Consider the following 26024-nt stretch of genomic DNA (forward strand, 5'->3'; position numbering starts at 1 on the left):
ACTCAAAACTGTAAAAACGTATAACTGACACCGAAGTCTGGCGGGATATCGGGTTCAAATCAAGTAAATTGCCTATTAATTTCTTTCTTTTGTGTCCAATTCGCCCCTCAAAGGTCCAGTGTTTCAGAAAACAGTGAAATGATGCCGTTCTACGCGAAATCCGGCTTGTTTCAGAAGGGTTTCCAAATCCCGATGCAGCGGAAGCGACTCGTCAGGCAGACGGATTCGGTTGCCGGAATGCAGAAAGATCGACACTCGAACCGAGAAATCCCAACGGGTGTCAAAACGGAAATGGTCGATGTCGCGCAGCGCGATCTCTCCCTGTCGGTTGCCCGTGAACCAGCTCAGTGCATCCTGATCCAATTGCATGCCCGCGCGGGTGTTCTGAACCACGTCCCAAAGTGCGGGCAGGGTGGCCAGGGACAGCAGCCCCGCGATCCACCAGGCCGCGTCAAACAGGACAACCAGCGCCAGCAACGCCGCATAAACACCGGCCAGGATGGCCAGCGTTCGCAAATTCCGGTTGCTGCGGGCAAAGCTGTAAGGCGTCATGCGCCGAGGATGCGGGACACCATTTCGGTCGTGTCCCGCGACAGATTCGGTGTTTCCGCGATGCGGGCAAGCTGCGCACGCATCAGGGCCTGACGATCCGGATCATACCGTTTCCAGGTCTGGAACGCCGAGCACATTCGGGCCGTGGTCTGTGGGTTCACCGGGTCCAGACGGATCAGCCAGTCGGCCAGCAGGGCGTATCCGGCGCCATCCGGTTGGTGGAACCCTGCGTGGTTCATCGCCAGGGCCCCCATGACGGCGCGGAACCTGTTCGGGTTTTTCCAGTTGAAATCCGCATGCTCGGTCAGGGTCGCGGCAATCGCGGCTGTCGCCTCGGGTGCTGCCATCGCGACTTGCAGGCCAAACCATTTGTCCATGACCAGCCGGTCATGCTGCCACTGGTCGTAGAATGCGCCCAACTGCGCCTCACCCTTGCGGGCGCGTAAAAGGCAAGACAGCGCAGTCAGTTGCAATGTCATGTTGTCGGCTGTGTCGTACACCTCAGTCGCCATCGCCCCACCATCCAGACGAGAGGTCAGTGCCAGCGCAGCGCTGCCAAGTGCCCGTTTGCCGGACTGCTCGGCGTCCGGGCTGTAGGGGCCGTCCACCAAAGCCTCACTGTGCAGGCGGGGCAGCAAATCCTGTACGGTCTGGGCAGTTGCCTGCCGCAGCGTTTCCACCGCGGCCCAGATCGCCATGGGGTCGGGCGTGTGGCCACGGTCATGCAGGGCCGCTGCCAATTCCGATTGTGTCGGCAATCCCAGCATCAACGCACGGTAGGCCGGGTCCAGTTCGTCATTGCGCAGCACAGTCAACAATCCGTCAAGGTAATCGGTATCCGGTGCCGCATCCTTAAGGATCATCCGCATCAGGGTGTCCTGCGCCAGATCCCGTCCTGCCTGCCAACGGTTGAACGGGTCCGTGTCATGCGCCAGAAGAAACGCGCGTTCCGCGTTCGACTGGTCATGTTCCAGAATGACAGGTGCCGAGAAATCGCGCAGGATCGATGCTGTGGGTTTCGCCGCAAGGCCAGTGAACGCAAAGCTCTGTTCGGCCTGTGTCAGTTCCAGCACTTCGGTCGCGCGAACCTCATCGCCGTTGGGCCCAATCAGGCCGACTGCAACCGGGATGACCTGAGGCAGTTTCGCCTCCTGTCCCGGCGTGGGATCGGTTCGCTGTTTCAGCGTAAGTGTATAGGTGCCGTCGGCCCAGTCTTCCTGAACCCTGATGCGCGGAGTGCCCGACTGGCTGTACCAACGTTTGAATTGTGTCAGATCGCGCCCAGTGGTGTCTTCGAAAACCTTCAGCCAGTCCTCGATCGTGCAGGCCTGACCGTCATGGCGTTCAAAATACAGATCAAGCGCCTTGGCATAGGCCGCATCCCCGACCAACCGTTTCAGCATGCCGATGACCTCGGCACCTTTTTCGTAAACCGTGGCGGTGTAGAAGTTGTTGATCTCCTGAAAGCTTTCTGGCCGCACTGGATGCGACAACGGACCGTTGTCCTCGGGGAACTGCCGGGCACGCAGGTCTATGGCATCGTGGATGCGCTTCACCGGGGCCGAGCGCATGTCCGAGGTGAATTGCGCATCCCGGAAAACTGTCAGACCTTCCTTGAGGCACAGCTGGAACCAGTCGCGGCATGTGATGCGGTTGCCGGTCCAGTTGTGAAAATACTCATGCGCGATGATCGCCTCGATCCGTTCGAAATTGGCGTCGGTCGAAGTTTCGGGACTGGCGAGAACGGCCGACGAGTTGAAGATGTTCAGCCCCTTGTTTTCCATCGCGCCCATGTTGAAGTCATCGACGGCGACGATGTTGAAGACGTCCAGATCGTATTCACGGCCATAGACATCCTCGTCCCATTTCATCGACTTCTTCAACGCCTCCATGCCGAAAGCGCATTTCCCCTCGTCTCCGGGACGGACCCAGAGATTCAGTTCGACGGTGCGACCTGACCTGGTGGTGAACTGACCGGGACGTGCGATCAGGTCTCCGGCGACCAGAGCGAACAGATAGGCGGGTTTGGGCCATGGATCGACCCATTCAGCCCAGCCATCGCCCTTGCCCGACGGGTTGCCGTTCGACAGCAGAACCGGCAGGTCGCCGTTGATCCGAACGGTGAAGGTGGACATCACGTCGGGACGGTCGGGATAGAAGGTGATCTTGCGGAACCCCTCGGCCTCGCACTGGGTGCAGTACATGCCGTTCGACATGTACAGACCTTCCAGCGCGGTGTTGTTTCCGGGGTCGATTTCGACCTCGGCTTCCCACATGAACGGCGCGTCCGGGACATCTGCGGTTAGTCCTTTATCGGTCACGTCCGGCGTGATCTCGGCCCCGTCAATGGCGGCGCGGATCAGTTTCAATTCTTCCCCATGCAGAAAGAATGTGCGGTCAGTGGCGTCAGGATTGGGCCGGAACGCAATGCGCGAGGTGACGCGCGTGGCGTGCGCGTCCAGATCAAAGGTCAGGTGCACGCTGTCCACCAGATAGCCAAACGGTGTGTAGTCTTTCAGGTAGATCGTGGTAGGGGCAGCGTCGCGCATCTTGGGCCTCGTATCTGTTCGGGACTGGCGCGACGTTAGGGGCTTCGTTCCGGCGCTGCAACCGGCCCTGCCATTGCCTTGAGGTTTTTGAAACAGCTTCAAGCCGAAGCGAATGCCCCAAATGACGGGATGAAAGTTGCCTATCGGAAACTTTCCGCCTAAGTCACAGTGCATACAATGGCGCACAATTGCAGGAGAGCAGGAATATGACGGACAGACAGACCCTGAGCGGACTGCAGATCGATCCGGTTTTGGCTGAGTTCATCGAGACGCAAGCGCTGCCGGGCACGGGCGTCTCTTCGCAGAAGTTCTGGGCCGGCATGGCGCGGATGGTGAACGAACTGGGGCCGAAAAACCGTGAGCTGCTGGCCAAACGGGCCGAGATCCAAAGCCGCATCGATGGGTGGCACATGTCCCGAAAGGGGCAGAACACCGATGCCGCTGAATATGAGGCTTTCCTGAAAGAGATCGGGTATCTGGTCGAAGAAGGCGACGAATTCCAGATTGAAACGGCCAATGTCGACCCCGAGATCGCCCTGATCCCGGGCCCGCAACTGGTTGTTCCGATTACCAATGCACGCTTTGCCCTGAACGCGGCCAACGCGCGCTGGGGCAGCCTTTATGATGCGCTGTACGGAACGGATGCAATGGGGGATCTGCCGGCAAGCGGTGGCTATGATGCGGCGCGCGGCGCGCGGGTGATCGCATGGGCCAAGGCGTTTCTGGATGATGCCGTGCCTCTGGCGTCGGGATCATGGGCGGATGTCACCGAATTGGGTATCACCGACGGTGCGTTGACCCCTGCGCTGGGCGATCCCGCCCAATTTGCCGGGTTTGGCGGTTCGGCAGACAAGCCCGACTTTGTGCTGTTGAAAAACAACGGTCTGCACATCCAGATCATGATCGACCCCACAAGCAACATAGGCGCGACCGATCCCGCGGGCATCGCAGATGTCCGGCTGGAATCCGCGCTGTCCACCATCATGGATTGTGAAGACTCGGTTGCCTGCGTCGATGCTGCCGACAAGGTCGTGGCCTATGGCAACTGGTTGGGCCTCATGAAAGGCGACCTGACCGAAGAGGTCACCAAGGGCGGCACCACGTTCACTCGGAAACTGGCCGAGGACCTGAGCTTTATCACTCCGTCGGGTGATCAGGCCAAGCTGAAAGGCCGGTCGCTGATGCTCGTGCGCAACGTGGGTCACCTGATGACCAACCCGGCCGTGCTTGACGCAGAAGGGCGCGAGATCGGCGAAGGCCTTATGGATGCTCTGTGCACCACCCTGATCGCCATGCACGACCTGAAGCAAGACGGGGGCAATTCTGTCGAGGGCTCTGTCTATGTGGTGAAGCCCAAGATGCACGGGCCCGAGGAAGTTGCGTTTTCGGTCGAGATATTCGACATGGTCGAAGACATTCTGGGCCTGCCGCGCAACACGGTGAAACTGGGCATCATGGATGAGGAACGTCGAACCTCGGTCAACCTCAAAGAGTGCATTCGCGCCGCAAAATCACGGGTCGCCTTTATCAACACGGGTTTCCTGGACAGGACAGGCGATGAAATTCATACCTCGATGCAGGCCGGTCCGATGCTGCCCAAGGGTGACATCAAGAATACGCCATGGATTGCGGCCTATGAAGATCGCAATGTCGATATTGGTCTGGCCTGTGGCCTGAAGGGCAAGGCGCAGATCGGCAAGGGCATGTGGGCTATGCCGGATCGCATGGGCGATATGCTTGAGGTCAAGATCGGCCACCCCATGGCCGGAGCGACATGTGCCTGGGTGCCGTCGCCCACGGCCGCAACCCTGCACGCAACGCATTACCACAAGGTCGATGTGCTGGCCCGTCAGGACGAGTTGGCCGCAGGCGGCGCACGTGGTACGTTGAAGGATCTGTTGACCATCCCCTTGCTGGCTGGGCGCAATCTGAGTGACGAGGAAATCACGCGTGAACTTGAAAACAATGCGCAGGGTATCCTTGGCTATGTCGTGCGTTGGGTCGATCAGGGCGTTGGCTGTTCCAAGGTGCCCGACATCAACGATGTCGGCCTGATGGAAGACCGCGCGACGTGCCGGATTTCGTCGCAGGCACTGGCCAATTGGCTGCATCACAGCATCGTGGATGAAGCTCAGGTCATGGCCGCACTGCAAAAGATGGCCGCCGTCGTGGATCGCCAGAATGTAGACGATCCGAATTACACACCGATGGCGCCGGGATTTGACGGTATCGCCTTTCAGGCGGCCTGCGATCTGGTGTTCAAGGGCCGGGTTCAGCCGTCGGGCTATACCGAGCCGGTCCTGCATGCGCGCCGTCTGGAATCGAAAGCCAGCCAAAGATAACACCGAAAAAAGCCCACAGACCGATCGTTTGTGGGCTTTGTCGAACTTCAATCTGACGAGAGGACCTTCAGATGTCAGTTTCCCTACGCAAGGCCCGCACCATCATCCGAAAAACCCTGGAAAAGGGCCGAGAGATGGAGTTGAAGCCGCTCTCCGTCGTGGTTCTGGACGCCGGTGGGCATGTCATTGCGTTCGAGCGCGAGGATGGTGCAGCACCGGGCCGGTTCGGGATTGCGCAGGGCAAGGCCTATGGGTCGGTCATGCTGGGAATGGCGGGCACTGCGCAGATGCAACGCGCTGAAACACAGGCCTATTTCATGGCCTCGGTAAATGGCGTCTATGGTGGTCAGGTCGTGCCTGTTCCGGGTGGCGTGCTGTTGCGTGATCGCAAGGGGGCCGTGATCGGCGCCGTTGGGGTTACCGGAGATACATCAGACAATGATGCGCTGGCCGCAATGGCGGGAATTGAGGCAGCCGGCCTGATCGGTGAGATTTAACGAGAGCGTTGTATTTATACGTCTTTCCATCTGAGTGGGGAAATTATTCCCCCGCGTAGCTGTTTGTTGGAAAATTTTTCCAATTAAGCTGGGCAGACCAGAACGTACAGTGCGTCTTCGAACACGTCCCTGCGCTTTCATGCAGGGCGTGTATTCTTGCACGTTAAATCCGCTGCCGCTAGCTTCCTTGACAGGCACAACAACAGCAGGGAAAGCGGAATGTCTCGGCCTGTCGTCGGTATCATCGGCAACTCGTACCTCATGAACGATCAATACCCCACACATGCTGGGGGAACGATGAATTCGGATGCCGTGGCCAACGTGTCAGGATGTCTTCCGTTGTTAATACCCGCAGATCCGCGTTACGTGTCGGTAGATGAGTTGCTGGAGGTCTGTGACGGCTTTCTGCTGACAGGCGGTCGCCCGAACGTGCACCCGGAAGAATACGGGGAACCTGCAACCGAAGCACATGGCGAATTCGACCGGGCACGCGACGCCATAACTCTGCCGTTGGTTCGCGCCTGCGTTGAAAGGGGACAGCCGTTTTTGGGCATCTGCCGGGGGTTTCAGGAAGTTAACGTTGCCATGGGCGGAACGCTTTATCCCGAGATACGCGACCTGCCGGGGCGGATGAACCACCGGATGCCGCCCGATGGAACCCTGGAGGAAAAGTTTGCTCTGCGCCATGTGGTGGCACTGGAAAACGGCGGCGTTTTCCACAAACTGTTCGGCGCAACCGAGGTCATGACCAACACCTTGCACGGTCAGGGCATCAAAACGATTGGGCAGCGCGTGGTCATTGATGGCCATGCACCGGACGGGACGCCCGAGGCGATCTACATCAAGGATGCGCCCGGCTTTACCTTGTCGGTTCAGTGGCATCCGGAATGGGACGCGATCAATGACCCGGTCTCGCGCCCCCTGTTCGAAGCCTTCGGTGATGCGGTTAGAAACTGGAATTGTAGAAATCGTTCTGCAAGGCTAAGGCAATCTGCTTGACCGGCGCCAGCGGGCTACCCTCGATTCCCCGTCTCTGAATCGCAACATTCGAATAATTGTTTATGAGACGAGCCCAATACCTTTGTTTATCTGCCAGCAGGTCTGAATGCTTGCCCCCGATGCCACGAAACGGTGCGAGATTGAGATATGCAAGGATCAACCCAAAGGCGACTGTGTTCAGTTAGGTTTCTCGCAGTGACATTATTAGCAACTTCCGGTTTCGCAGCTGAAGTGATGCGCAGCAGTGTGGTTCTTTAGGTGAACTGCTCTACATCGGACGCACGCGTGATTCAGCATCCTCCGTTTGGTTGTCTGCGACTGAGCAAGGCGGTTTTCGTTTGGAAGCCGCGCAAGGCAACACAACGGTGGACACGTGGAACAAGTCTCGCAGAGGCGTTCATCTAAGTTTTTCACCCTTTGTCTCAAACGGAAATGGTGGAATGCACCGATTGTTCGAAATCGGTGGAGCACCAAATGGCAAGGATTGCCTGATCGATACGCAAAACCAACAGAGAAACTGGAGCTTGCCCGGTGGAGGTGGCGGCGGAGGCGGCTCCGGTGGCGGTTCAGGTGGCTCGGGCGGCGGCTTTGGCGGTTGAGGTGGCTCAGGTGGCTCCGGCGGCGGCTTTGGCAGTGGTGGCAGTTCAGGTGGCTCCGGTGGCGGTTCCGGTGGCTCTGGTGGTGGCTTTGCTGGAGGTGGAACTGCGGCCGCTATACCTCGTACTCGACCACAAAGTGCTGCTGACGGGGTATACGCTGTCGGTGTTGAGTGTGTTGACGTAGCGACGGGTAAACTTGACGCGGCATTATGTGATCCCTCTGTTACTGCTCCTATTGTGGGCCCTCCTTTGACCGAAGGCCGAGATCTCGCGCCGCCGTCCACATGGAATGTATGGACTGATTTCACCTATACCGAAATCGAAGACACGCGCGGGGTTAGAGAAGTCGACATAAATGACAACTATTTTGCGGTGGGGTTCGACAGGCTTGTCAGGCCGGACTTGGTCGTTGGATTTCAGGTTGAATATGAAAACCTTGATGTCGAAGGGTTTCAGGGTCAATTCAGACAAGACACTAAAGGGCTTGCTGCGGGCCCCTATATTGCCTGGCGCATGTCCGAGAGATGGGTGCTGAATGGACTGGCGACCTTCGGCGAGTTTTCGACGGATGTGAACGTGCTGGGGTTAAGTGGCGATTTCGACCGGACCCGGTGGCGAGCCAATCTGGAGGCGATCGGTCAGTACGAGGCCGGGAATTTCCTGTTACGTCCGTCGATTGCCTATGACTATTACAACTACAGCGCAGAAGACTATGATCTGAGCGGCACTGTGGCAGGTGTTCCGGTCAACATAGTTGGCGAAGTTGCTTCAGCGAGTTACAGCGCCTTAACACCTGAGTTGGAAATCAGCAGGCCATTTGTCACTTCGCGATCAATCGTGTCTCCGTTTGCGACGCTGAGCGCGACCTACTGGTTCGACCGTAAAAATGTTGGATTAGACGCTGGATCGCAGACCGACTTGACTTGGGCCTCGCGCGTGGGGGTGTGCGCGCGCGAGTGAGGCCGTTTTTGTCGAGGCGACACTGAGATATCTGAGTTTGTTCGACGATGATCTGGATACGACCGAAGCGTCCATTTTTCTTTCTGTCAGCTTCTGATCCTAAAGGGGCGAAAAAGGAAAGCACCGCCTCAAGTCAAAAGGCGGCACCAAGACGATCAGATCAATAGGTTGAACTGATTGATCAGCGGAAGGGAACGTGCGCGCTTGCCCGTCAGGTCGAATAGCGCATTGCCAAGTGCCGGCATCGAAGGCGGTGTTCCGGGCTCGCCCGCACCGCCCATATGCCGATTGGTTTCCAGCACGCGCACCTCGACCTGCGGGGCTGTGTGCATCCGCATCGCGTCATAGTCGGGGAAGTTGAACTGCTCGACTTCGCCTTCCGCAAAGGTGATCTCGCCGAAACATGCGGCAGACAGGCCGTACATCATGCCGCCGAACATCTGTGCCTTGACGTTTTCCGGGTCCAGCGCCAGCCCCATGTCGCAGGCAATCCAGGCCTTGCTGATGCGGATGGTGCCGTCTTCGTCGACCACTTCGATGACCTGGGCCACCGGGGTGCCGAAGCTGTATGTGAAGGCCACGCCCCGGCCGACGCCTTCGGTCGTTTGACCCGTCCAGCCTGACATGTCCTTCACGGCTTCCAAACATCCCGCCGACGGCGCGTGTTCGTTCTTCATCAGGTCCAGCCGGAACTCCAGCGGGTCACGGCTTGCGGCATGAGCCATCTCATCCATGAATGTCTCGTGAAAAAAGCCGTTATGGCTGTTGCCGACCGAGCGCCAAAACCCCACGGGAACAGCCAAATCAGCAATGTGGCCGCTCATGCGGTAATTCGGTACCGCGTAGGGCTGGTTGAAGAAACCTTCGACCAGCACCTTGTCAGGGCCGCCGCCGGGGAACCCGGTGTAGCGCTCGACCGCCTGTTGGGTCGGAGATTGGGCCGCGACCTTCCCGTCAATGAGCACGGCCTTGCCGTCCTGAACCGCGCCGCGCATCCGGGCGATGGCGCCGGGGCGGAAATAGTCGTGACGCATGTCCTCTTCGCGGCTCCAGGTTGTCTGAACCGGTGTGCCGGGCATGGCCATGGCAACCTTGGTTGCGATTTCGCCGAAATCCAGTTCTCCCCTGCGACCAAACCCGCCACCCAGATAGGTGGTGTGGATTTGGACGGCTTCGGTATCCAGACCGGCAGTGTTGGCAACGCGGAACTGAATAAGTGTGGGGGCCTGGTTGCCGCACCAGAGTTCCAACGCATTTCCCGTGTAGAGCGCGGTGGCATTCATTGGCTCCATCGTTGCATGGGCCAGATAGGGCACGCGATACTCGGCGGTGATTTCAGTGGCGTTTTCCGGGCTCGCGCTGACATCGCCGTCGTCGCGCATGGTCGAGTTCGGTGCGTCGTCAAACGCCTCGGCGATCCTGGCAAAGATGTCTTCGGTTTCCGGCGGATAGGGCGCGTCGCCCCAATCGACATCAATGGCCTCGACTGCCTGATTGGCCAACCATGTGTTGCTTGCGATCACGGCCACGCCTGTGCCCAGATCGACGACCTTCTCAACCCCGGGCATGGATCTTGCGGCGCTGTCGTCAAAGCCGTTCATCGCGCCGCCCAGTTTGGGATTCATTCGCACGCTGGCGAATTTCATGCCCGGCAGGCGGACATCGACGCCGAATTCAGCGGTGCCCGTCGCCTTGCCCATCATGTCGAGACGCGGTTGGCTTCGGCCCAGGTAGCGCCATTCAGACGGGTCTCGCAACGGTACCTCAACGGGTTCCAGCCCGGCGGCATCCTCGGCAAGCATTGAATAGGCGATCTTGTCGCCGTTGGGTGCAATGACATGGCCTGACGCCGTTTTCAGATCTGAGGGGTCGACGCCCAACCGGTCTGCGGCAGCGCGTTTGAGTGTTTCACGGGCCGAAGCACCGGCTTGCCGCATTCGGTCGAACCCATCTTTCATCGAGGTCGAGCCACCCGTGACTTGCAGGCTGAGCGTCTTGCCCAGTACCCCCAGTGCCTCGCCCAGATTGTGCTGGAAATTCGAGATATCGTACCCCTTGTTCGGCAACCCTTCGCCCACAAGGGCCGAGTTGTAATAGGCCGCCGCAGCGGGGCCATGCAGAACGGTGATCTGATCCAGATCGACATCCAGTTCTTCGGCGATCAGCGCGGCCCATGTGGTTCGGACGCCCTGGCCCATTTCCGCGCGGGGCGCGAACAAGGTGACGCCATTCTGGTCAATCAGAACAAACGGGTTCAGTGCCGCCTCGCCTTCACCGGGCTTCAAGGGGTTGGCCGCGGGGCGGGTAACGTAATAGGTGCCAAAGGCCACGCCGCCAACGATCGCGGCAGAGCCGATCAGGAACGTACGGCGGAGGATTTTTCCAACGGAAGCCATTGCTTACGCCTCCTTCAGCTTGGATGCCGCGTCATGGATTGCTGCGCGGATAAGGGGATAGGTGCCGCAGCGGCACAGGTTGCCCTGCATCGCTTGGTCGATGTCTGCGTCAGTGGGGTCCGGGTTTTCCGCCAGCAATGCAGCGGCCTGCATGATCTGGCCCGACTGGCAGTATCCGCACTGCGCGACCTGATGTTCGATCCAGGCCTGTTGGATCGTGGCCAGCGCGTCCGGTGAGCCGAGCCCTTCGATCGTGGTCACGTCACCCCAGACATCCGACAGCGCCACCTGGCACGAGCGCACGGCCTCGCCATCAATGTGCACGGTGCAGGCCCCGCATGCGGCCACGCCGCAGCCGAACTTGGTGCCGGTCAGCCCGACCTCGTCCCGCAGAACCCAAAGAAGGGGGACGTCATCAGGCAGATCCACCTGATGTTGCTTGCCGTTGATCTTCAGGGTCGTCGCCATGGCGCACCTCGTGTTGCTGTGGCTGGTTTCTGACATAATTGGACGAAAGTGTCAGGATGTCAATTGACAAATTGAACAAAAAATGTCAGGGCTTCGTATATGAAAGACAATGGTGACGGCTCACGGCAACAGGCGATCCTGAACTCGGCGTTTCAGGCGTTTTCCACTTATGGATACCGAAAGACCTCGATGGACGATATCGCGCGCGGCGCGGGGATGTCTCGGCCGGCGGTGTATCTGCATTACAAGAACAAAGAGGCGATCGTCAGCAAGCTGACCGAGCTGTACTATGCCGAAAAGAGCGTTGCGGTGGCCGAAGCGCTGGCGACGCAGGGGTCCGTGCCTGAGGTTCTGACCCGCGCAATTCAGGCGCAGACCGAGGGGATGGCAAAAATTCTGGCCTCGCCCCACGGGCTTGAAATGCTCGACAACACAAAATCCCTGTCTGGGGAAATCATCGCGGCGGGTGAGGCCAAGCTGGCCGCGCTCTATGCGGACTGGCTGACGCAACAGGAAAAGGCGGGCCGGGTTCGCCTGCTGGCTGACGCGGCAGAGACCGGTCGGACGATCACGGCCACGCTCAAGGGGCTGAAGCTGATTGGCGCCGGGGCCGAGGTTTATGAACAGCAGGTCGCACAGGTCGCGGCCCTTTTCGGCGCCGGACTCGAAGTCAGGTAACGCGCTGACGGATCCTGTATTCGGGCGTGTCCCACAGGCGGTTCTGCATGATATCGGCCATAATCCCGACGGCGCGTTCGATATCGCATTCGTCGATATACAAAGGTGTAAAGCCGAACCGCATTATGTCGGGTGCTCGAAAATCTCCGATCACGCCACGGGCGATCAGGGCCTGCATGGCGGCATACCCTTCCTTGAAACGGAACGAGATCTGGCTGCCGCGCTGCTGCGGATCACGGGGGCTGGCCAGTTGCAGATCCGGGCAGGTTGCCTCGACGCGTTCTATGAAAAGCTCGGTCAGTTCAATCGATTTGGCCCGGACGTCGGTCATGTCCGCCAGATCCCAGATGTCCATCGCAGCCGACAAGGCCGTCATCTGGATGATGGGCGGCGTTCCCACCCGCATCCGTTCAATGCCGCTGCCGGGGCGGTAGTCGAGATCGAAGGCAAACGGTGCTTCGTGCCCCAGCCATCCGGACAAGGCGGGGCGTGTGCGTTCCGCCAACCTCGGCGCGACATAGATGAAGGCTGGCGCGCCGGGGCCGCCGTTTAGGTATTTGTACGTACACCCGACCGCGAAATCGGCGTTGCACCCTGAAAGGTCGACGGGGATGGCCCCCGCGGAATGGGCCAGATCCCAGACCGTTACCACGCCGTTGGCATGCGCCAGTTCGGTCAGCGCCTTCATGTCGTGCATCCGACCCGAGCGATAATCCACCTCGGTCAACATAAGAACAGCGACCTCTTCGGTGATTGCGCCGGCCACAGCTTCGGGATCAACGACGCGCAACTCATACGCGTCCCCAAGCGAGCGCAGCAAGCCATCCGCCATATACAGGTCCGAAGGAAAGTTGCCGTTGTCGGACAGAACCACTTTGCGATCCGGATTCAGGTCAAGGGCCGAGGCCACGGCCTGATAGACCTTGATCGACAAGGTGTCTCCGGTCACCACACTGCCGGGCTCTGCTCCGATCAGGCGGCCAATCCGGTCACCAAGCGCGGTGGGCAGGGCCATCCAACCAGCCTTGTTCCATCCGGTGATCAGCATCTGGCCCCATTCGTCCGTCAGCATCCGTTGCACTCGGGCACCGGCTGATTTCGGCAGGGGGCCCAGAGAGTTGCCATCCAGATAGATGACGCCCTCTGGCAGGTCGAACATGGCTTTGGTTGCCGCAAAATCAGTCATGAAGGCTCGCTAACTCGTGTGAACGTCGGTGATTGCTATTGAGGTAGTCGATCCGCGATAATGAGTCCATGCGATGCGACATACTGGTCTTTTGCCATTTTGGCTCAAAAGCGGTAGGACATCGCGCAGAAGCGACATGTGCTTGATCTTGTCGTCATTCAATGAGGGCTTTGCATGCGCTGGATGGACGTTCCGCCGGTTTGGTTGATTGCTTTTGCAGCTCTTGCCTGGTTGCAGGCCAGGTATCTGAAGCTGGGCCTGTCGCTTGAGGGTGGTTTGACGGATCTTCTGAGCGGGGTGTTGATCGGAGGTGGAATCCTGATGGCTGTTCTGGCGGTGGTCGAATTCCGCCGTCACAAGACAACCGTCATCCCGCATGAAACCCCGTCATCAATGGTGCAATCCGGCATCTACAAGCGCAGTCGCAATCCGATCTATGTGGGCGACGTTCTGATTCTTGCGGGTCTTATCCTTCGGTTTGATGCCGTCCTGTCTCTGGTTCTTGTGCCAGTCTTCGTCTGGGTGTTGGAGCGTAGGTTCATCCTACCGGAAGAAGACCGCCTGCGTCGTACCTTTCGCGCCGACTTCGCGCGTTACGAACGCAAGACACGGCGCTGGATTTAGGGTGGATTCCGCAATGACATCACGTCAAAAATGCTGCGCTTGCGAAATAATGTTGCGCAGGATACATCTTTGCTTAACAAAGAATACCGATCACCCGCTCAGACCGAGTAAGAATTAGGGGGACTGCCAGTGAAGATAGGCACGCCAAAGGAAATACTGGACGGCGAGAACCGGGTCGCGATGACACCGGACTCGGCCGTGCAACTGCAAAAACTGGGCTATGAGTGCCTGATCGAAAAAGGCGCAGGTGCTGCCGCCGGTTTTTCGGACGCGGCGTATGAGGCTGTGGGCGTTGAGGTTGTCAAAACCGCGGCATCGCTGTGGAAGGCCGCAGATATCATCGCCAAGGTTCGTATCCCGACCGAGACGGAACTGAAGCGTCTGACCAAGGGCAAGACGCTGATTTCCTTCTTCAATCCTGCCGGAAACGAAGAAGGAATGGAACTTGCCAAGTCCAAGGGCGCAAACGTGATCGCCATGGAAATGGTGCCGCGTATTTCTCGCGCGCAGAAGATGGACGCATTGTCGTCGATGGCCAACATTGCCGGCTACCGCGCGGTGATCGAAGCCGGCAACAACTTTGGCCGTTTCTTCACCGGTCAGGTGACTGCGGCAGGCAAGGTGCCGCCTGCGAAGGTTTTGATCGTCGGGGCCGGTGTTGCCGGGCTTGCCGCGATTGGCACTTCAACCTCGCTAGGTGCAATCACCTACGCGTTCGATGTGCGCCCCGAGGTGGCCGAGCAGGTCGAATCGATGGGGGCCGAGTTCGTCTATCTGGACTTCGAAGAAGAACAGCAGGATGGTGCGTCCACCGGTGGGTATGCTTCCGTCCAGTCAGAAGAGTTCCGCAATGCGCAGCTGGCCAAGTTCCGAGAGCTGGCCCCTGAAATGGATATTGTCATCACGACGGCCCTGATCCCCAACCGTCCGGCGCCCAAGCTGTGGCTGGAAGACATGGTCAAGGCAATGAAGCCGGGCTCGGTCATCGTTGACCTTGCGGCCGAGCGCGGCGGGAACGTTGAAGGCACCGTGCCGGACGAAAAGGTCGTGACGCCCAACGGCGTGACCATCATCGGCTATACCGACTTCCCCAGCCGGATGGCGGCGCAGTCTTCGTCTTTGTACGCGACAAACATCCGTCACATGATGACCGATCTGACGCCTGAAAAGGACGGCCAGATCAATCACGACATGGAAGATGACGTGATCCGCGGCGCGACCGTGACCTATGAGGGAGAGATCACCTTCCCGCCGCCGCCACCCAAGGTGCAGGCGATCGCGGCGCAGAAAAAGCCCGAGGTCAAGGAACTGACCCCGGAAGAAAAGAAGGCGCAGGAAATCGCGGCCTTCAAGGCGCAGACCAAGCAGCAGTTCACCCTGTTGGGTGTCGGGGGCGCGCTGATGCTGCTGGTGGGGCTGATCGCTCCGGCCAGTTTCATGCAGCACTTCATCGTCTTCGTGCTGGCCATCTTTGTGGGCTTCCAGGTGATCTGGAACGTCGCGCACAGCCTGCACACTCCGCTGATGGCGATCACCAACGCGATCTCGTCGATCATCATCGTCGGGGCTTTGATGCAGATCGGATCGGGGTCGTTCCTGGTCATTCTGCTGGCGGCACTGTCCGTCTTCATGGCCGGGATCAATATCTTCGGCGGTTTCCTCGTAACCCGGCGCATGCTCGCCATGTTCCAGAAATCTTAAGGAGGCCGGGCACATGGATTATGGCTTCACCACTGCCGCCTATGTTGTTGCGGCTGTCCTTTTCATCCTTTCGCTCGGCGGTTTGTCGAACCAGGAAAGCGCCAAGCGCGCGGTCTGGTATGGCATCGTCGGTATGGCGCTGGCGGTTTTTGCCACGCTGGTTGGCCCGGGCTCGGGTCTGTGGCTTCTGTCGCTGCTGCTGATTGCGGGCGGTGGTTTCATCGGCCAATATGTTGCGCAGCGCGTGCAGATGACCGAGATGCCGCAGCTTGTTGCGGCGATGCACTCGCTGGTCGGTCTTGCGGCCGTGTTCGTCGGCTTCAACGCGCATTTCGAGATCGGCAACGTGGCGCAGGTCATGGCCATTGCGGACAGTGCCAGCCAGGCGGATCTGTCCGATCTGGGGTCTTTTGCCAAGCTGATTGCCAAGAAAACCCCGGCTGAGCTGGCAATCCTGCATGTGGAACTGTTCCTGGGCATCTTCATCGGTGCGATCACCTTTACCGGGTCGGTCGTAGCTTATGGCAAGTTGGCGGGCAAGGTGACCTCGGCAGCGACAAAGCTGCCCGGTGGCCATGCGCTGAACGCGGCGGCGGCGGGTCTCTCGCTGATCTGCCTGATCTGGTACACATCGACAGGCGGTCTGTTCCCGCTGATCCTGATGACGCTGGCGGCGCTGTTCATCGGCTATCACCTGATCATGGGTATCGGCGGCGCCGACATGCCGGTGGTGGTGTCGATGCTGAACAGCTATTCGGGCTGGGCGGCTGCGGCGATCGGTTTCTCGCTGGGCAACGACCTGCTGATCGTGGTCGGTGCGCTGGTGGGCTCGTCGGGTGCGATCCTGTCCTACATCATGTGCAAGGCGATGAACCGCCACTTTGTCAGCGTGATCCTTGGCGGTTTTGGTGGCCCGCAGGGCGAACAAATGGCCGTTGAAGGCGAACAGATCGCCATCGAGGCTGATGGCGTTGCTGCGGCTTTGAACGACGCGGACAGCGTGATCATCATTCCGGGCTATGGGATGGCCGTGGCACAGGCGCAGCAATCGGTTTCCGAACTGGTGCGCAAGCTGCGGGCCAAGGGCAAGAACGTTCGTTTCGCAATCCACCCTGTGGCGGGCCGCTTGCCGGGCCACATGAATGTTCTGCTGGCCGAAGCGAAGGTGCCGTATGATATCGTTCTGGAAATGGACGAGATCAACGACGACTTTCCGGACACAGATGTGGCCATCGTCATCGGTTCGAACGACATCGTGAACCCGGCGGCGCAGGAAGATCCCAACAGCCCCATCGCCGGAATGCCGGTTCTGGAATGCTGGAAAGCCAAGCAGGTGTTTGTCTCGAAACGTGGTCAGGGCACCGGGTATTCCGGCATCGAAAACCCGCTGTTCTTCAAAGAGAACACCCGGATGTTCTACGGCGACGCCAAGGAGTCGCTGGACAAGCTGCTGCCGATGATCGATTGATCGTCGCGTTTGATCAGATTGCAAAGGGCGCCTTTGGGCGCCCTTTTCTTTTTGAGTGTGCATGGGGGCGTTGCCCCCAAACCCCCAGGATATTTCCAGCCAGATGAAGCAGGCGGAGTGTGGTAGTCTGGGGTGGCGGCACAGATGGCAGGAGGTCGAGGATGGAGAAAGTGAATGGTATTGGCGGAGTGTTCTTTCGCGCCCGCGACCCTAAAGCGCTGAGCGCCTGGTATGAGAAGCACCTGGGCGTCAATCATTATGACCCCGTGCCCTGGAAGCAGCGTGAAGGCTATACGGTCTTTGCGCCATTCGCGGAGGACACTGATTATTTCGGACGGACCGATCAACAGTGGATGATCAATTTTCGTGTCGACGACCTGGCCGCGCTGACGGCGCAGCTTGAGCAGGCTGGAATCACGGTGGAAACCAATCCTGACTGGGACAGCGAAGTTGGAAAATTTGCCCGCATCCATGATCCCGAAGGCAACCCCATCGAGCTGTGGCAGCCAAATCAATGAGATAGCAGGGTTGTATACCGTTGTATCCCTGTAAGTATATGAAATAAAAAGAGAATTGATGTATCAATTATGTGCCGTATAGTGCGCGTGACGAGGCGGAGCCATACATGACACCGATAGACGACCATCCCCTTCGCTATGCGCTGGCAAATGAACTGCATGCGCGACCGTTCCCGGTCGCGTCAATGCCCTGTACGGTGGTCTTTCTTGCGATCAAAAAGCCCGAGGCCGCCGTGGCGCGCGATCGACGTGAGGATTTGGCTCATTTGATCGACCTGCTGGATCGCCACGGTGCGCAGCACCCTCGGCCGGACGCCACGCATTACGCGGGTCAGATTGGCCGCCATTGGTTGAAGTGGGAGCAGCATACCGAATTCGTGACCTACACGGCGATCGCGCAGAATGTGAGTGATCGCGCCTTTGATCCGGCTGACTTTGAGGTCTTTCCGCCCGATTGGTTGATGGCCAGTCCTGGCCAAAGGGTTACGTCAGTATTGATGCGCGTCGTTGAACGCGACAGTGACGACTTGGTGAAGTCGAAACTGCTGGATTGGTTCGAGCCGGAAAGCCTGGCCGTGTCCAGGGTGTTGGACGATGCAGCGGTTTGTGCCAGTGATTTTCGGATCGATCCGGCAGGTCACATGCGCTTTGCCTTGTTCGTGGCCGAGGGCACCGGACGGCGCCGGACGGGACGGATTATTCAGCGTCTTTGCGAAATAGAAACGTATAAGGCGATGTCGATGCTGGGTTTTGCGCGCGTCAAGCAGCTGATGCCGCGTATCGGAGAGCTGGACGGGCAACTCACCCGATTGATGGGGCAGATGACCGACAACTCGGCGCAGCCTGACGCGCTGTTGCAGGATTTGCTGGCAACGTCGATCGAGCTCGAAACTTTGTCGGCCCGGTGTTCCTTCCGGTTCGGAGCTACGGGGGCGTATGAGGCCATCGTCAACCAGCGGATCGAAGTGTTGCGAGAAGAACGTTTCGAAGGTGGTCAGAATTTCGCCGATTTCATGATGCGCCGATATGACCCTGCAATTCGCACCGTGAAATCCACGGAACGCCGGCTTCAGGCCTTGTCGGACCGGGCGATCCGTGCCGGTGAGTTGCTGCGGACAAGAGTGGATGTGGAACGCAGCGCGCAAAACCAGGCGTTGCTGGAAAGCATGGACCGTCGGGCTGATCTGGCACTGCGCTTGCAACACACGGTCGAGGGGCTTTCCGTGGTTGCCATCAGCTATTACGCGGTTTCGCTGGTCAGCTATCTTTTGTATCCGCTGACGGCCTCTGGCATCAGCAAGGGCATGCTGACGGCGGCGGTAACGATCCCGGTTGTCGCCGGGGTGTGGTACTCGGTGCGACGCATTCGCAAACGGCTCGGTTGAGCAGCAATTGCCAATGTTCGTCTGACCTGTAGAACAGCGGCATTGGGCAAGCAGAGCGAGGGCTTGGAATGATAAGCATAGTTGCAGCATGGCGCGCTGTCGCCGCCATGTTCATTCTGAATGGTGCCCTGTTCGGAATCTGGGCGTCGCGCATTCCCGCCATACGTGACCGCTTGGAACTGTCCCATGAGGCGCTTGGATATGGCCTGTTGTTCATGGCTGCGGGGGCTGTCTGCTCTTTCCCGATAACCGGGCGGCTTACGGATCGATTCGGCGCAGTTGCAATCACCCGGATCATTGCGGTTCTGTACACGGGGTCGCTGATCCTGCTTGCCATGGCTGATGGGCTTTGGGGGCTGGCAGTGTTCCTTTTTGTCTTTGGCGCCTTTCACGGGTCGATGGATGTTGCAATGAATGCATGGGCCGCCGAGGTAGAGCAGGCATATGACAAACCCGTTATGTCCTCGTTCCACGCAATGTGGAGCCTTGGGGCCGGACTTGGCGCGCTCAGCGGGTATGTCGCGGTTCAGATGGGGCTGACGGTTCTTGTGCACTTCCTGTTGGCGGGTGGCGTGGTTGTTGGCCTTGCGCTTGCGTCATCCTGGGTAAGCTGGACTTCGCGCCAATCCCAAGGGCCTCAGAGTACGGTTTTCGCCTTGCCTTCCGGTGCGTTGATACTGGTTGGCATAGCCGCCTTGTGCGGGGCATTGGGCGAAGGGGCCGTCGCGGACTGGAGCGCGATATATCTGCGTGACATCACAGGGGCGTCCGAAAGCGTCGCTGCCTTGGGCTATGCGGTATTTTCAGTGACCATGGTGGCGTTTCGACTTGCAGGCGCGCTTGTCATCACCCGGTTCGGACCGGTCGTTTCCGCCCGGTTCGGCGGTATTTGCGCGGCTTTGGGCGTTTTCACGGTGGTTTCAACAGTAACGATCTTGCCCGTGCTGGCCGGCTTTGCATTGATGGGAATAGGTTATGCCGTGATCATGCCGCTGGCATTCAGCCGGGCGGCCAGCGATCCAAGTGTGCCGCCGGGGCAAGCCATCGCAAGTGTTGCGACATTGGGGTATGGGGGGCTGTTGATCGGTCCGCCGTTGATCGGCTTTTTGGCGGAAGTGTTCGGCCTGCGTCTGGCCTTCGCTGTGCTGTTGCCATTGGCCGTTCTGATCGTGCTGTCGGCCGGCGCGCTGAGGCGCGCCGACTGAACTTGTTTCAGCGTCCGCGAATGCGGGGATCCAGCGCATCGCGCAGACCGTCACCCAGATAGTTGACGCTCAGGACAGTCAGCGAGATTGCCAGACCAGGCCAGAATACACGCTCGGGATATTGCTGTAGGTAATCGACTCCGTCGAACAGCAGGCGGCCCCATGTCGGGAAGTCGGGCGGAAAGCCCAGACCCAGGAAGGAAAGCGCGCTTTCGGTAATGATCGCCGTCGCAATCCCCAGCGTCGCCGATACCATGATCGGAGACAACACGTTCGGCAGGATATGCCGCGTGATGATCTGAGTGTTGCTGGTGCCGATGGACCGGGCCGCCAGAACGAATTCACGCTCTTTGATGGCCAGCACGTCACCCCGTACGATCCGCGCCGTAGGCATCCACGAGGTGATACCGATGGCGCAGACGATCAGGATGAAGATCCCGCGCTCCAACCCGAACGCGGCCGACAGGGGTTCACGGAACAGCAGCATCATGACCAGCAGCAAGGGCAGCAGGGGCAGGGCCAGAAACAGGTCTGTCAGACGCATAAGCGGACCATCCAGCCGTTTGAAGAACCCGGCCAGAACACCGATGAAGGATCCCAGGAACAGTGCCAGCAGCATCGCGGTGATGCCCACCGATACCGAGGTTTGACCGCCCGACATCATGCGCGCCAGAATATCCCGGCCCAACTGGTCGGTGCCGAAGGGATGCGCCCAGCTTGGCCCCTGATTGCGGGCCCGGATATCGATCTGCGTTGGATCAATGCTCCAGAGATAGGGGCCCAGATAGACGCCCGCCACGATCAGGATGAACAGCACCGCACCCACCATGGCGCCCTTGTGCGTCTTGAACTGATCCCAGACGTCGCGCCATTGGCTACGCGGCGGGGTCGTGAGTTCCTCCATCACATCAGCGGTTGGCAGCGCGGTGGATGCCGGGGCCAGACCTTCGTCGGGGATCAGCGTGTCTGATTTGTCGTGATCAGTCATAGCGAATCCTCGGGTCCAGAATGCCATACAGGACGTCGGCGATCAGGTTGAACAGCACGATCAGCACGGCAAAGATGAAGGTCAGGGTTTGCACCATCGGCAGGTCATTGGCCTGAATGGCGCCAATCAGCAACTGGCCGATACCATTCACCTTGAAAACCTGCTCGGTGATGATGGCGCCGCCGAAGATGGCCGGGATACCCAGTGCAATGACCGTGACCACGGGGATCATCGAGTTCCGCAGAACGTGGACCATGACCACGGTGTATTCGCTGAGCCCCTTGGCGCGCGCGGTGCGGACGTAATCCTGATTGAGATTGTCCAGCATCGAGGCGCGCATGAAACGGCTGAGCTGTGCCGTGATCTGCAAAGCCAGCACCATGACCGGCATGATCATCTGCTTCAGCTGCACGACGAAGCTGTCCCAGCTGTTGACCACATGCGTGGTGTCATAGATCGACGGGAACCAGCCCAGTTGGACCGAGAAGATCACGATCACCAGCACACCCGAAAAGAAGGGCGGGACAGAGAAACCGACCATCGACACGAAAGTACCCATCTGATCAAACCAGGAATACTGACGATAAGCCGAATAGATGCCGATGGGCAGGGCGATCAGGATGGCGACCACATAGGCGGTGCCGACAACCCACAGAGTCTGCGGGATACGCTGAACAACGATGTCCATGACGGGCGAGCGGGTCTGCCAGGATATCACGCGCAGGTCGCCTTCGGAAAAGGTTGTACCGAACATCGAGTCGATCAGGACCTGCGGTTCGATCCAGAAGAACTGCACGATCCACTTCCAGAACCGGATATGCATCGGCTGGCCAAGGCCGAGCGCCTCGCGCATCTTTTCCTTGACTTCGGGGGGAACGGTGAGCGGAACCTGCGCCATCGGATCGCCGGGTGCGAGTTCGAGGAGCAGGAAGATGACGAGGCTGATGAACAGCAGCGTTGGAACGGCCAGCACCAGTCGTCTGATTGTGAAATTAAGCATTAAGAGGCGCCTTTATATGCGTCTTCTTGTTGGGGTGGGATGCAAATGACCGCGCCCCGATAACGATCGGGGCGCGGTTTTGCAAGGTCAGTGCTTAGGAACCGGTCTTGCGGTACCAGTCCGCAATGTTCCACAGCTCGCTGTCCCAAACGTTCAGGACAACGCCACCCAGGGTGTTTGCGTGCGCCGACAGACGACCACGGTGAACCAGCGGGATCATGCCACCATTCTGAACCATGATGTCATTCAGCTGCTTGGCGATTTCCGCACGCGCTTCCAGACCAGCGGTTTCGGCCAATTGAGCGTGCAGCTTGTCGAACTCTTCGTTGCAGAAGCGGCTGATGTTTTCGCCCTGCCACTGCGTCTCGGGACGCGGTGCCTTGTCGCACAGACCGTTGCCCAGATAGGACTGCGGGTCGGTGCCGTTGAAGGTGTTGGCGTACATTTCAACGTCGGCATAGAACTTCTGGAACGTGTCGGGCGAGCCCGGGTCACCACCGAAGAAGACCGATGCGTTGATGTTGCGCAATTCGGTTTCAATGCCGATCTGGCTCCACCATTCCTTGATCAGCGCCTGGAAGTCCTGACGGACAGCGTTGGTCGAGGTCTGATAGACGATCTTCAGCGGAACGCCGTCCTTCTCGCGGACGCCGTCGCCGTTGGTATCGACGATGCCGGCATCATCCAGCAGTTTCTTGGCGCCTTCGATATCCTGGGTGTCGCAGGTCATCGAGGTCGAGTTGAACGCGGCAGGGGCCGGAACCCAGTTGCAGGTCACTTTACCAGCCTGACCATAGCCAATTTCCACCAGCAGCGGACGGTCGATGGCCATCGACATGGCTTTGTAAACGGCCGGGTCCTTCAGGAATGGGTGCGGATGCTTGGCCGTCGAACGCTCGCCTTCCGGCAACTCGGGCGACGGGTTGGTCTGGTTCAGCATGATGCGCTCGACCAGCGGACCGAAGCCCGCAACCGGCGTACCTTTGCCACCTTCCTGCATCTGTGCGATCACTTCCGGAGCCAGTTGCAGGTTCCAGGCATAGTCAAATTCACCGGTTTCCATGACGGCACGACCTGCAGCCGTCGCGTCACCGCCGCCTTTGAAGGTCACGGTCGCGAAGGCAGGTTTTGCCGGATCACGATAGTTGTCGTTGGCCTTGAAGGTAATCACGTCGTTCGGTTTGAACTCGGTGACGACAAAGGGGCCGGTGCCGATCGGGTTGAAGTTCTGTTCGGTGCATTCCGGGGCTTTTGCGCCCATGCAGTTTTCGAACTGGGCCTTTTGAAGGATCGGGCTTTCACCGCCGACGAACGGGCCATAGGGGAAGGGGGTCGGTGCGTCGAAAGTGACCTTGACGGTCAGGTCATCAACAGCTTCGACCGAGGTGACGCCTTCGAACTTGGTCACCTGCGCGCAGCCACCTTCCGGGTGCATACAGTAATCGGCGGTGAACTTCACGTCAGCAGCGGTGAACGGAGAGCCGTCAGACCATGTGATTCCCGGTGCAATTTTCCATGTGATCGACGTCAGGTCTTCGCTGACACCGCCATTTTCCACGGTCGGGATTTCAGACGCCAGATATGGCACCATGTTGCCGTCCTGGTCGTAGCGGGCAAGTGGTTCGATCACCAGCGAGGCTGATTCCACGTCTTTCGTACCGCCGGACAGGAACGGGTTCAGGATCGACGGAGCCTGCCAATAGATGATGCTGACATTGCCGTCCGAACCGCGCTCGGCAAAGGCCATCGGGGCCATTGCCGTGCTTGCGATCGCACCAAGCAAAAGGGTTTTGATTTTCATAAGTCACTCCCGAATTGGACACGTTCGTGTCTCGATTATCTCCGCAAGGCCTGCGGGTTTGGCGTTGCCGCTTCGGGGTAAGTTTTTGATCAATAAAGATAATAGCGCTAACGACATAAATCGGCGCTGCCTCCCCAAGGCGGTTACGTTGGGTATCGAAACAGAACTTGAGAAAAATGCAAGTGGTGCCGTCGCGAAAATGTGTAATGGGTTTGACTTTTCCCGGTGGCCCGCCGTAGCGTTCGGCATTCAGAACAAGAATAACCTCGTCAAGGGAGCGCGCACGTGCTGGATCAGCCTATTGCTCAAATCAAAAAACTGCGGGTGGAGTTTCAGACAAAGGACGGTCCCGTTGTTGGTGTTGAGGACGTCTCGTTCGAGGTCAAACCAGGCGAAACCGTTTGTATCGTTGGCGAATCGGGCTCGGGGAAGTCGGTTTCATCTTTGTCCTTGATGCGTCTGGTCGAGTTCGGTGGCGGCGAAATCGCGGGCGGTGAATTGCTGTTTGATCGTCGTGATGGCGAAGAAATGAACCTGGCGAAGGCCGATCAGGATCTGATGAAGCAGATTCGCGGCAACGAGATCGGGATGATCTTTCAAGAGCCGATGACCGCGCTGAACCCTGTTTTCACCGTGGGCCGCCAGTTGACCGAAGGTTTGCGCATCCACAAGGACATGACGAAAGCGCAGGCCGAGCAACGGGCGCTGGAATTGCTGCGTCAGGTTCGTATCCCAGAGCCCGAGCGCCGTCTGAAACAATACCCTCACGAGTTGTCGGGCGGGATGCGCCAACGTGTTGTCATTGCCATGGCGATGGCCTGTGAGCCGCGCCTGTTGATCGCCGACGAACCCACCACGGCGCTGGATGTGACCATTCAGGCCGAGATCCTGGCCTTGATGGACCGCCTCAAGCGGGAAACCGGAACTGCGGTGATGTTCATCACCCACGACATGGCCGTGGTTGCCCAGATGGCTGACCGCGTTGTTGTGATGTTCCGCGGCAACAAGGTCGAAGAAGGCACGGTCAAGGAAATCTTTGAAAACCCACAGCACGACTATACCAAGGCGTTGCTGGCCGCGGTGCCGAAACTGGGCGAGATGCAGGGAAAATCTGCGCCCGAGCCAATGAAGCTGCTGGGGGTCGAAGGGCAGAATATTGCGCCAATTCCGGGTACGGAAGAGGTTCTGCTGACCGTCAAGAACCTGACAACACGGTTCCCGGTCAAAGGCGGGCTTTTGCGGCGCACGATTTCGAACGTTCATGCGGTCGAGGATGTCTCGTTCACTCTGAACAAAGGGCAAACGCTCAGTCTTGTAGGGGAATCCGGATGCGGCAAGTCTTCGGCAGGGCGCTCGATCCTGCGGCTGGTTGAGCCGTTGGCGGGCGAGATTGATCTGGACGGTGTCGACATCATGAAGCTTGATCCGTCTGGTTTGCGCAAGGCGCGGCTGGACATGCAGATGATTTTCCAGGACCCGTTCGCGTCCTTGAACCCGCAGATGCAGTTGGTCGACCAGGTCGCCGAGCCGATGCGCAATTATGATGTGGCGTCGGGATCCGAACTTCAGGATCGCGTGGCACAATTGTTCGATAAAGTGCAATTACCGCGCAGCTTCATGCGTCGCTTCCCGCATGAAATGTCGGGCGGTCAGCGTCAGCGGATTGCCATTGCCCGCGCTTTGGCCCTGAACCCCAAGCTGATCATTGCGGATGAGGCGGTCTCGGCCCTTGACGTGTCGGTTCAGGCGCAGGTTCTGAACCTGATGATGGAATTGCAGTCCGAGCTGGGCCTGTCATACCTGTTCATCAGCCACGACATGGCCGTTGTCGAACGGGTCAGCCACTATGTCGGGGTCATGTATCTGGGGCGCATTGTCGAACTCGGGCCCCGGGCGCGGGTGTTCGAGAACCCGCAGCATCCCTATACACAGGCGCTGATGAAGGCGGTTCCGATCGCGGACCCGAACAAGCGGAAATCGGAAAAGGATCTGAATTTCAAACCGATCCCTTCTCCTATTCACCCCACCAACTACACGCCGGAACCTTCGCAATATCAAGAGGTTGAGGCAGGGCACTTCATCCTGACCACCGACAGCGGGTATTGACC

At 58.8% G+C, this 26024-nt stretch carries 21 protein-coding genes; 13 read left to right on the top strand and 8 right to left on the bottom strand.

Annotation, left to right across the window (positions count from 1 at the left end; all coding sequences use genetic code 11):
* Positions 1–123: 123 nt before the first annotated feature.
* Both GOW56_RS07095 and pepN read right to left on the bottom strand, forming a co-directional pair.
* Positions 124–552: a hypothetical protein gene (locus tag GOW56_RS07095; protein WP_171205436.1), complete on the bottom strand. Its 429-nt coding sequence runs from the start codon at positions 550–552 to the stop codon at positions 124–126.
* Entirely contained in the window at positions 549–3101 is a 2553-nt protein-coding gene (gene pepN / locus GOW56_RS07100) for an aminopeptidase N (RefSeq protein ID WP_171205437.1), read from the bottom strand. The genes GOW56_RS07095 and pepN overlap by 4 nt, the downstream gene beginning before the upstream one ends.
* Before the next feature lie 206 nt (positions 3102–3307).
* On the opposite strand from pepN, the gene GOW56_RS07105 reads away from it, so the two are divergent.
* The 5 genes from GOW56_RS07105 to GOW56_RS07125 all read left to right on the top strand — a co-directional run bounded on the left by GOW56_RS07105 (position 3308) and on the right by GOW56_RS07125 (position 8498).
* Entirely contained in the window at positions 3308–5443 is a 2136-nt protein-coding gene (locus tag GOW56_RS07105; protein WP_171205438.1) for a malate synthase G, read from the top strand.
* A gap of 71 nt (positions 5444–5514) precedes the next feature.
* Complete coding sequence (locus tag GOW56_RS07110) at positions 5515–5940, top strand: heme-binding protein (RefSeq protein ID WP_152458631.1); 426 nt, start codon at positions 5515–5517, stop codon at positions 5938–5940.
* 219 nt (positions 5941–6159) lie between these two features.
* Positions 6160–6939: a gamma-glutamyl-gamma-aminobutyrate hydrolase family protein gene (locus tag GOW56_RS07115; RefSeq protein WP_171205439.1), complete on the top strand. Its 780-nt coding sequence runs from the start codon at positions 6160–6162 to the stop codon at positions 6937–6939.
* 531 nt (positions 6940–7470) lie between these two features.
* Positions 7471–7722 carry a hypothetical protein gene (locus GOW56_RS07120; RefSeq protein ID WP_171114670.1) on the top strand — a complete coding sequence of 84 codons (252 nt, stop codon included), beginning with the start codon at positions 7471–7473 and terminating at the stop codon, positions 7720–7722.
* Positions 7723–7787: 65 nt separating this feature from the next.
* Positions 7788–8498, top strand: a complete 711-nt coding sequence (locus GOW56_RS07125) for an autotransporter outer membrane beta-barrel domain-containing protein (protein ID WP_171205440.1) — start codon at positions 7788–7790, stop codon at positions 8496–8498.
* A gap of 155 nt (positions 8499–8653) precedes the next feature.
* Here GOW56_RS07125 and GOW56_RS07130 read toward each other — a convergent pair whose 3' ends face one another.
* Both GOW56_RS07130 and GOW56_RS07135 read right to left on the bottom strand, forming a co-directional pair.
* The gene (locus GOW56_RS07130; RefSeq protein WP_171205441.1) at positions 8654–10894 is read right to left on the bottom strand and encodes a xanthine dehydrogenase family protein molybdopterin-binding subunit; all 2241 of its coding nucleotides are present in this window, start codon (positions 10892–10894) and stop codon (positions 8654–8656) included.
* 3 nt (positions 10895–10897) lie between these two features.
* Positions 10898–11362: a (2Fe-2S)-binding protein gene (locus tag GOW56_RS07135; RefSeq protein WP_171205442.1), complete on the bottom strand. Its 465-nt coding sequence runs from the start codon at positions 11360–11362 to the stop codon at positions 10898–10900.
* A gap of 99 nt (positions 11363–11461) precedes the next feature.
* Here GOW56_RS07135 and GOW56_RS07140 point away from each other — a divergent pair, with 99 nt between their 5' ends.
* Entirely contained in the window at positions 11462–12040 is a 579-nt protein-coding gene (locus GOW56_RS07140; RefSeq protein ID WP_171167273.1) for a TetR/AcrR family transcriptional regulator, read from the top strand.
* On the opposite strand, the gene kynU is transcribed toward GOW56_RS07140, so the two are convergent.
* Positions 12033–13226, bottom strand: a complete 1194-nt coding sequence (gene kynU / locus GOW56_RS07145; RefSeq protein ID WP_171205443.1) for a kynureninase — start codon at positions 13224–13226, stop codon at positions 12033–12035. The two genes, GOW56_RS07140 and kynU, sit on opposite strands and share 8 nt — an antisense overlap.
* A gap of 174 nt (positions 13227–13400) precedes the next feature.
* On the opposite strand from kynU, the gene GOW56_RS07150 reads away from it, so the two are divergent.
* The 6 genes from GOW56_RS07150 to GOW56_RS07175 all read left to right on the top strand — a co-directional run bounded on the left by GOW56_RS07150 (position 13401) and on the right by GOW56_RS07175 (position 20127).
* On the top strand, positions 13401–13850 hold the full coding sequence (locus GOW56_RS07150; RefSeq protein ID WP_171114979.1) for an isoprenylcysteine carboxylmethyltransferase family protein: 450 nt from the start codon (positions 13401–13403) through the stop codon (positions 13848–13850).
* Between the two features lie 129 nt (positions 13851–13979).
* On the top strand, positions 13980–15551 hold the full coding sequence (locus GOW56_RS07155; protein WP_171205444.1) for a Re/Si-specific NAD(P)(+) transhydrogenase subunit alpha: 1572 nt from the start codon (positions 13980–13982) through the stop codon (positions 15549–15551).
* A 13-nt stretch (positions 15552–15564) separates the two neighbouring features.
* Positions 15565–17019: an NAD(P)(+) transhydrogenase (Re/Si-specific) subunit beta gene (locus tag GOW56_RS07160; RefSeq protein ID WP_152458621.1), complete on the top strand. Its 1455-nt coding sequence runs from the start codon at positions 15565–15567 to the stop codon at positions 17017–17019.
* Between the two features lie 161 nt (positions 17020–17180).
* Positions 17181–17537, top strand: coding sequence for a VOC family protein (locus GOW56_RS07165; RefSeq protein ID WP_171205445.1), 357 nt, complete (start codon positions 17181–17183; stop codon positions 17535–17537).
* A 107-nt stretch (positions 17538–17644) separates the two neighbouring features.
* The gene (locus GOW56_RS07170) at positions 17645–18922 is read left to right on the top strand and encodes a DUF3422 family protein (RefSeq protein ID WP_152458619.1); all 1278 of its coding nucleotides are present in this window, start codon (positions 17645–17647) and stop codon (positions 18920–18922) included.
* A 68-nt stretch (positions 18923–18990) separates the two neighbouring features.
* A complete protein-coding gene (locus tag GOW56_RS07175; RefSeq protein WP_171205446.1) occupies positions 18991–20127 on the top strand; it encodes an MFS transporter in 1137 nt (378 codons plus the stop codon).
* Between the two features lie 7 nt (positions 20128–20134).
* Here GOW56_RS07175 and GOW56_RS07180 read toward each other — a convergent pair whose 3' ends face one another.
* The 3 genes from GOW56_RS07180 to GOW56_RS07190 all read right to left on the bottom strand — a co-directional run bounded on the left by GOW56_RS07180 (position 20135) and on the right by GOW56_RS07190 (position 23916).
* Positions 20135–21115 (bottom strand): ABC transporter permease, encoded by a 981-nt coding sequence (locus GOW56_RS07180; RefSeq protein WP_152458617.1) that lies wholly within the window; start codon positions 21113–21115, stop codon positions 20135–20137.
* Positions 21108–22115: an ABC transporter permease gene (locus tag GOW56_RS07185; protein ID WP_170343754.1), complete on the bottom strand. Its 1008-nt coding sequence runs from the start codon at positions 22113–22115 to the stop codon at positions 21108–21110. The genes GOW56_RS07180 and GOW56_RS07185 overlap by 8 nt, the downstream gene beginning before the upstream one ends.
* Positions 22116–22209: 94 nt before the next feature.
* Entirely contained in the window at positions 22210–23916 is a 1707-nt protein-coding gene (locus GOW56_RS07190) for a peptide ABC transporter substrate-binding protein (protein WP_171114988.1), read from the bottom strand.
* A 285-nt stretch (positions 23917–24201) separates the two neighbouring features.
* On the opposite strand from GOW56_RS07190, the gene GOW56_RS07195 reads away from it, so the two are divergent.
* Positions 24202–26022 carry an ABC transporter ATP-binding protein gene (locus GOW56_RS07195; protein WP_171205447.1) on the top strand — a complete coding sequence of 607 codons (1821 nt, stop codon included), beginning with the start codon at positions 24202–24204 and terminating at the stop codon, positions 26020–26022.
* Positions 26023–26024 lie beyond the last annotated feature (2 nt).

This window comes from Ruegeria sp. HKCCA0235A (genome assembly GCF_013033235.1).
Taxonomy (GTDB): domain Bacteria; phylum Pseudomonadota; class Alphaproteobacteria; order Rhodobacterales; family Rhodobacteraceae; genus Ruegeria.

Bases quoted from the DNA above. Each gene is read 5' to 3' on its own strand.
- GOW56_RS07095 (WP_171205436.1), bottom strand. From the start codon at position 552: ATGACGCCTTACAGCTTTGCCCGCAGCAACCGGAATTTGCGAACGCTG.
- pepN (WP_171205437.1), bottom strand. From the start codon at position 3,101: ATGCGCGACGCTGCCCCTACCACGATCTACCTGAAAGACTACACACCG.
- GOW56_RS07105 (WP_171205438.1), top strand. From the start codon at position 3,308: ATGACGGACAGACAGACCCTGAGCGGACTGCAGATCGATCCGGTTTTG.
- GOW56_RS07110 (WP_152458631.1), top strand. From the start codon at position 5,515: ATGTCAGTTTCCCTACGCAAGGCCCGCACCATCATCCGAAAAACCCTG.
- GOW56_RS07115 (WP_171205439.1), top strand. From the start codon at position 6,160: ATGTCTCGGCCTGTCGTCGGTATCATCGGCAACTCGTACCTCATGAAC.
- GOW56_RS07130 (WP_171205441.1), bottom strand. From the start codon at position 10,894: ATGGCTTCCGTTGGAAAAATCCTCCGCCGTACGTTCCTGATCGGCTCT.
- GOW56_RS07135 (WP_171205442.1), bottom strand. From the start codon at position 11,362: ATGGCGACGACCCTGAAGATCAACGGCAAGCAACATCAGGTGGATCTG.
- GOW56_RS07140 (WP_171167273.1), top strand. From the start codon at position 11,462: ATGAAAGACAATGGTGACGGCTCACGGCAACAGGCGATCCTGAACTCG.
- kynU (WP_171205443.1), bottom strand. From the start codon at position 13,226: ATGACTGATTTTGCGGCAACCAAAGCCATGTTCGACCTGCCAGAGGGC.
- GOW56_RS07150 (WP_171114979.1), top strand. From the start codon at position 13,401: ATGCGCTGGATGGACGTTCCGCCGGTTTGGTTGATTGCTTTTGCAGCT.
- GOW56_RS07160 (WP_152458621.1), top strand. From the start codon at position 15,565: ATGGATTATGGCTTCACCACTGCCGCCTATGTTGTTGCGGCTGTCCTT.
- GOW56_RS07165 (WP_171205445.1), top strand. From the start codon at position 17,181: ATGGAGAAAGTGAATGGTATTGGCGGAGTGTTCTTTCGCGCCCGCGAC.
- GOW56_RS07170 (WP_152458619.1), top strand. From the start codon at position 17,645: ATGACACCGATAGACGACCATCCCCTTCGCTATGCGCTGGCAAATGAA.
- GOW56_RS07175 (WP_171205446.1), top strand. From the start codon at position 18,991: ATGATAAGCATAGTTGCAGCATGGCGCGCTGTCGCCGCCATGTTCATT.
- GOW56_RS07180 (WP_152458617.1), bottom strand. From the start codon at position 21,115: ATGACTGATCACGACAAATCAGACACGCTGATCCCCGACGAAGGTCTG.
- GOW56_RS07185 (WP_170343754.1), bottom strand. From the start codon at position 22,115: ATGCTTAATTTCACAATCAGACGACTGGTGCTGGCCGTTCCAACGCTG.
- GOW56_RS07190 (WP_171114988.1), bottom strand. From the start codon at position 23,916: ATGAAAATCAAAACCCTTTTGCTTGGTGCGATCGCAAGCACGGCAATG.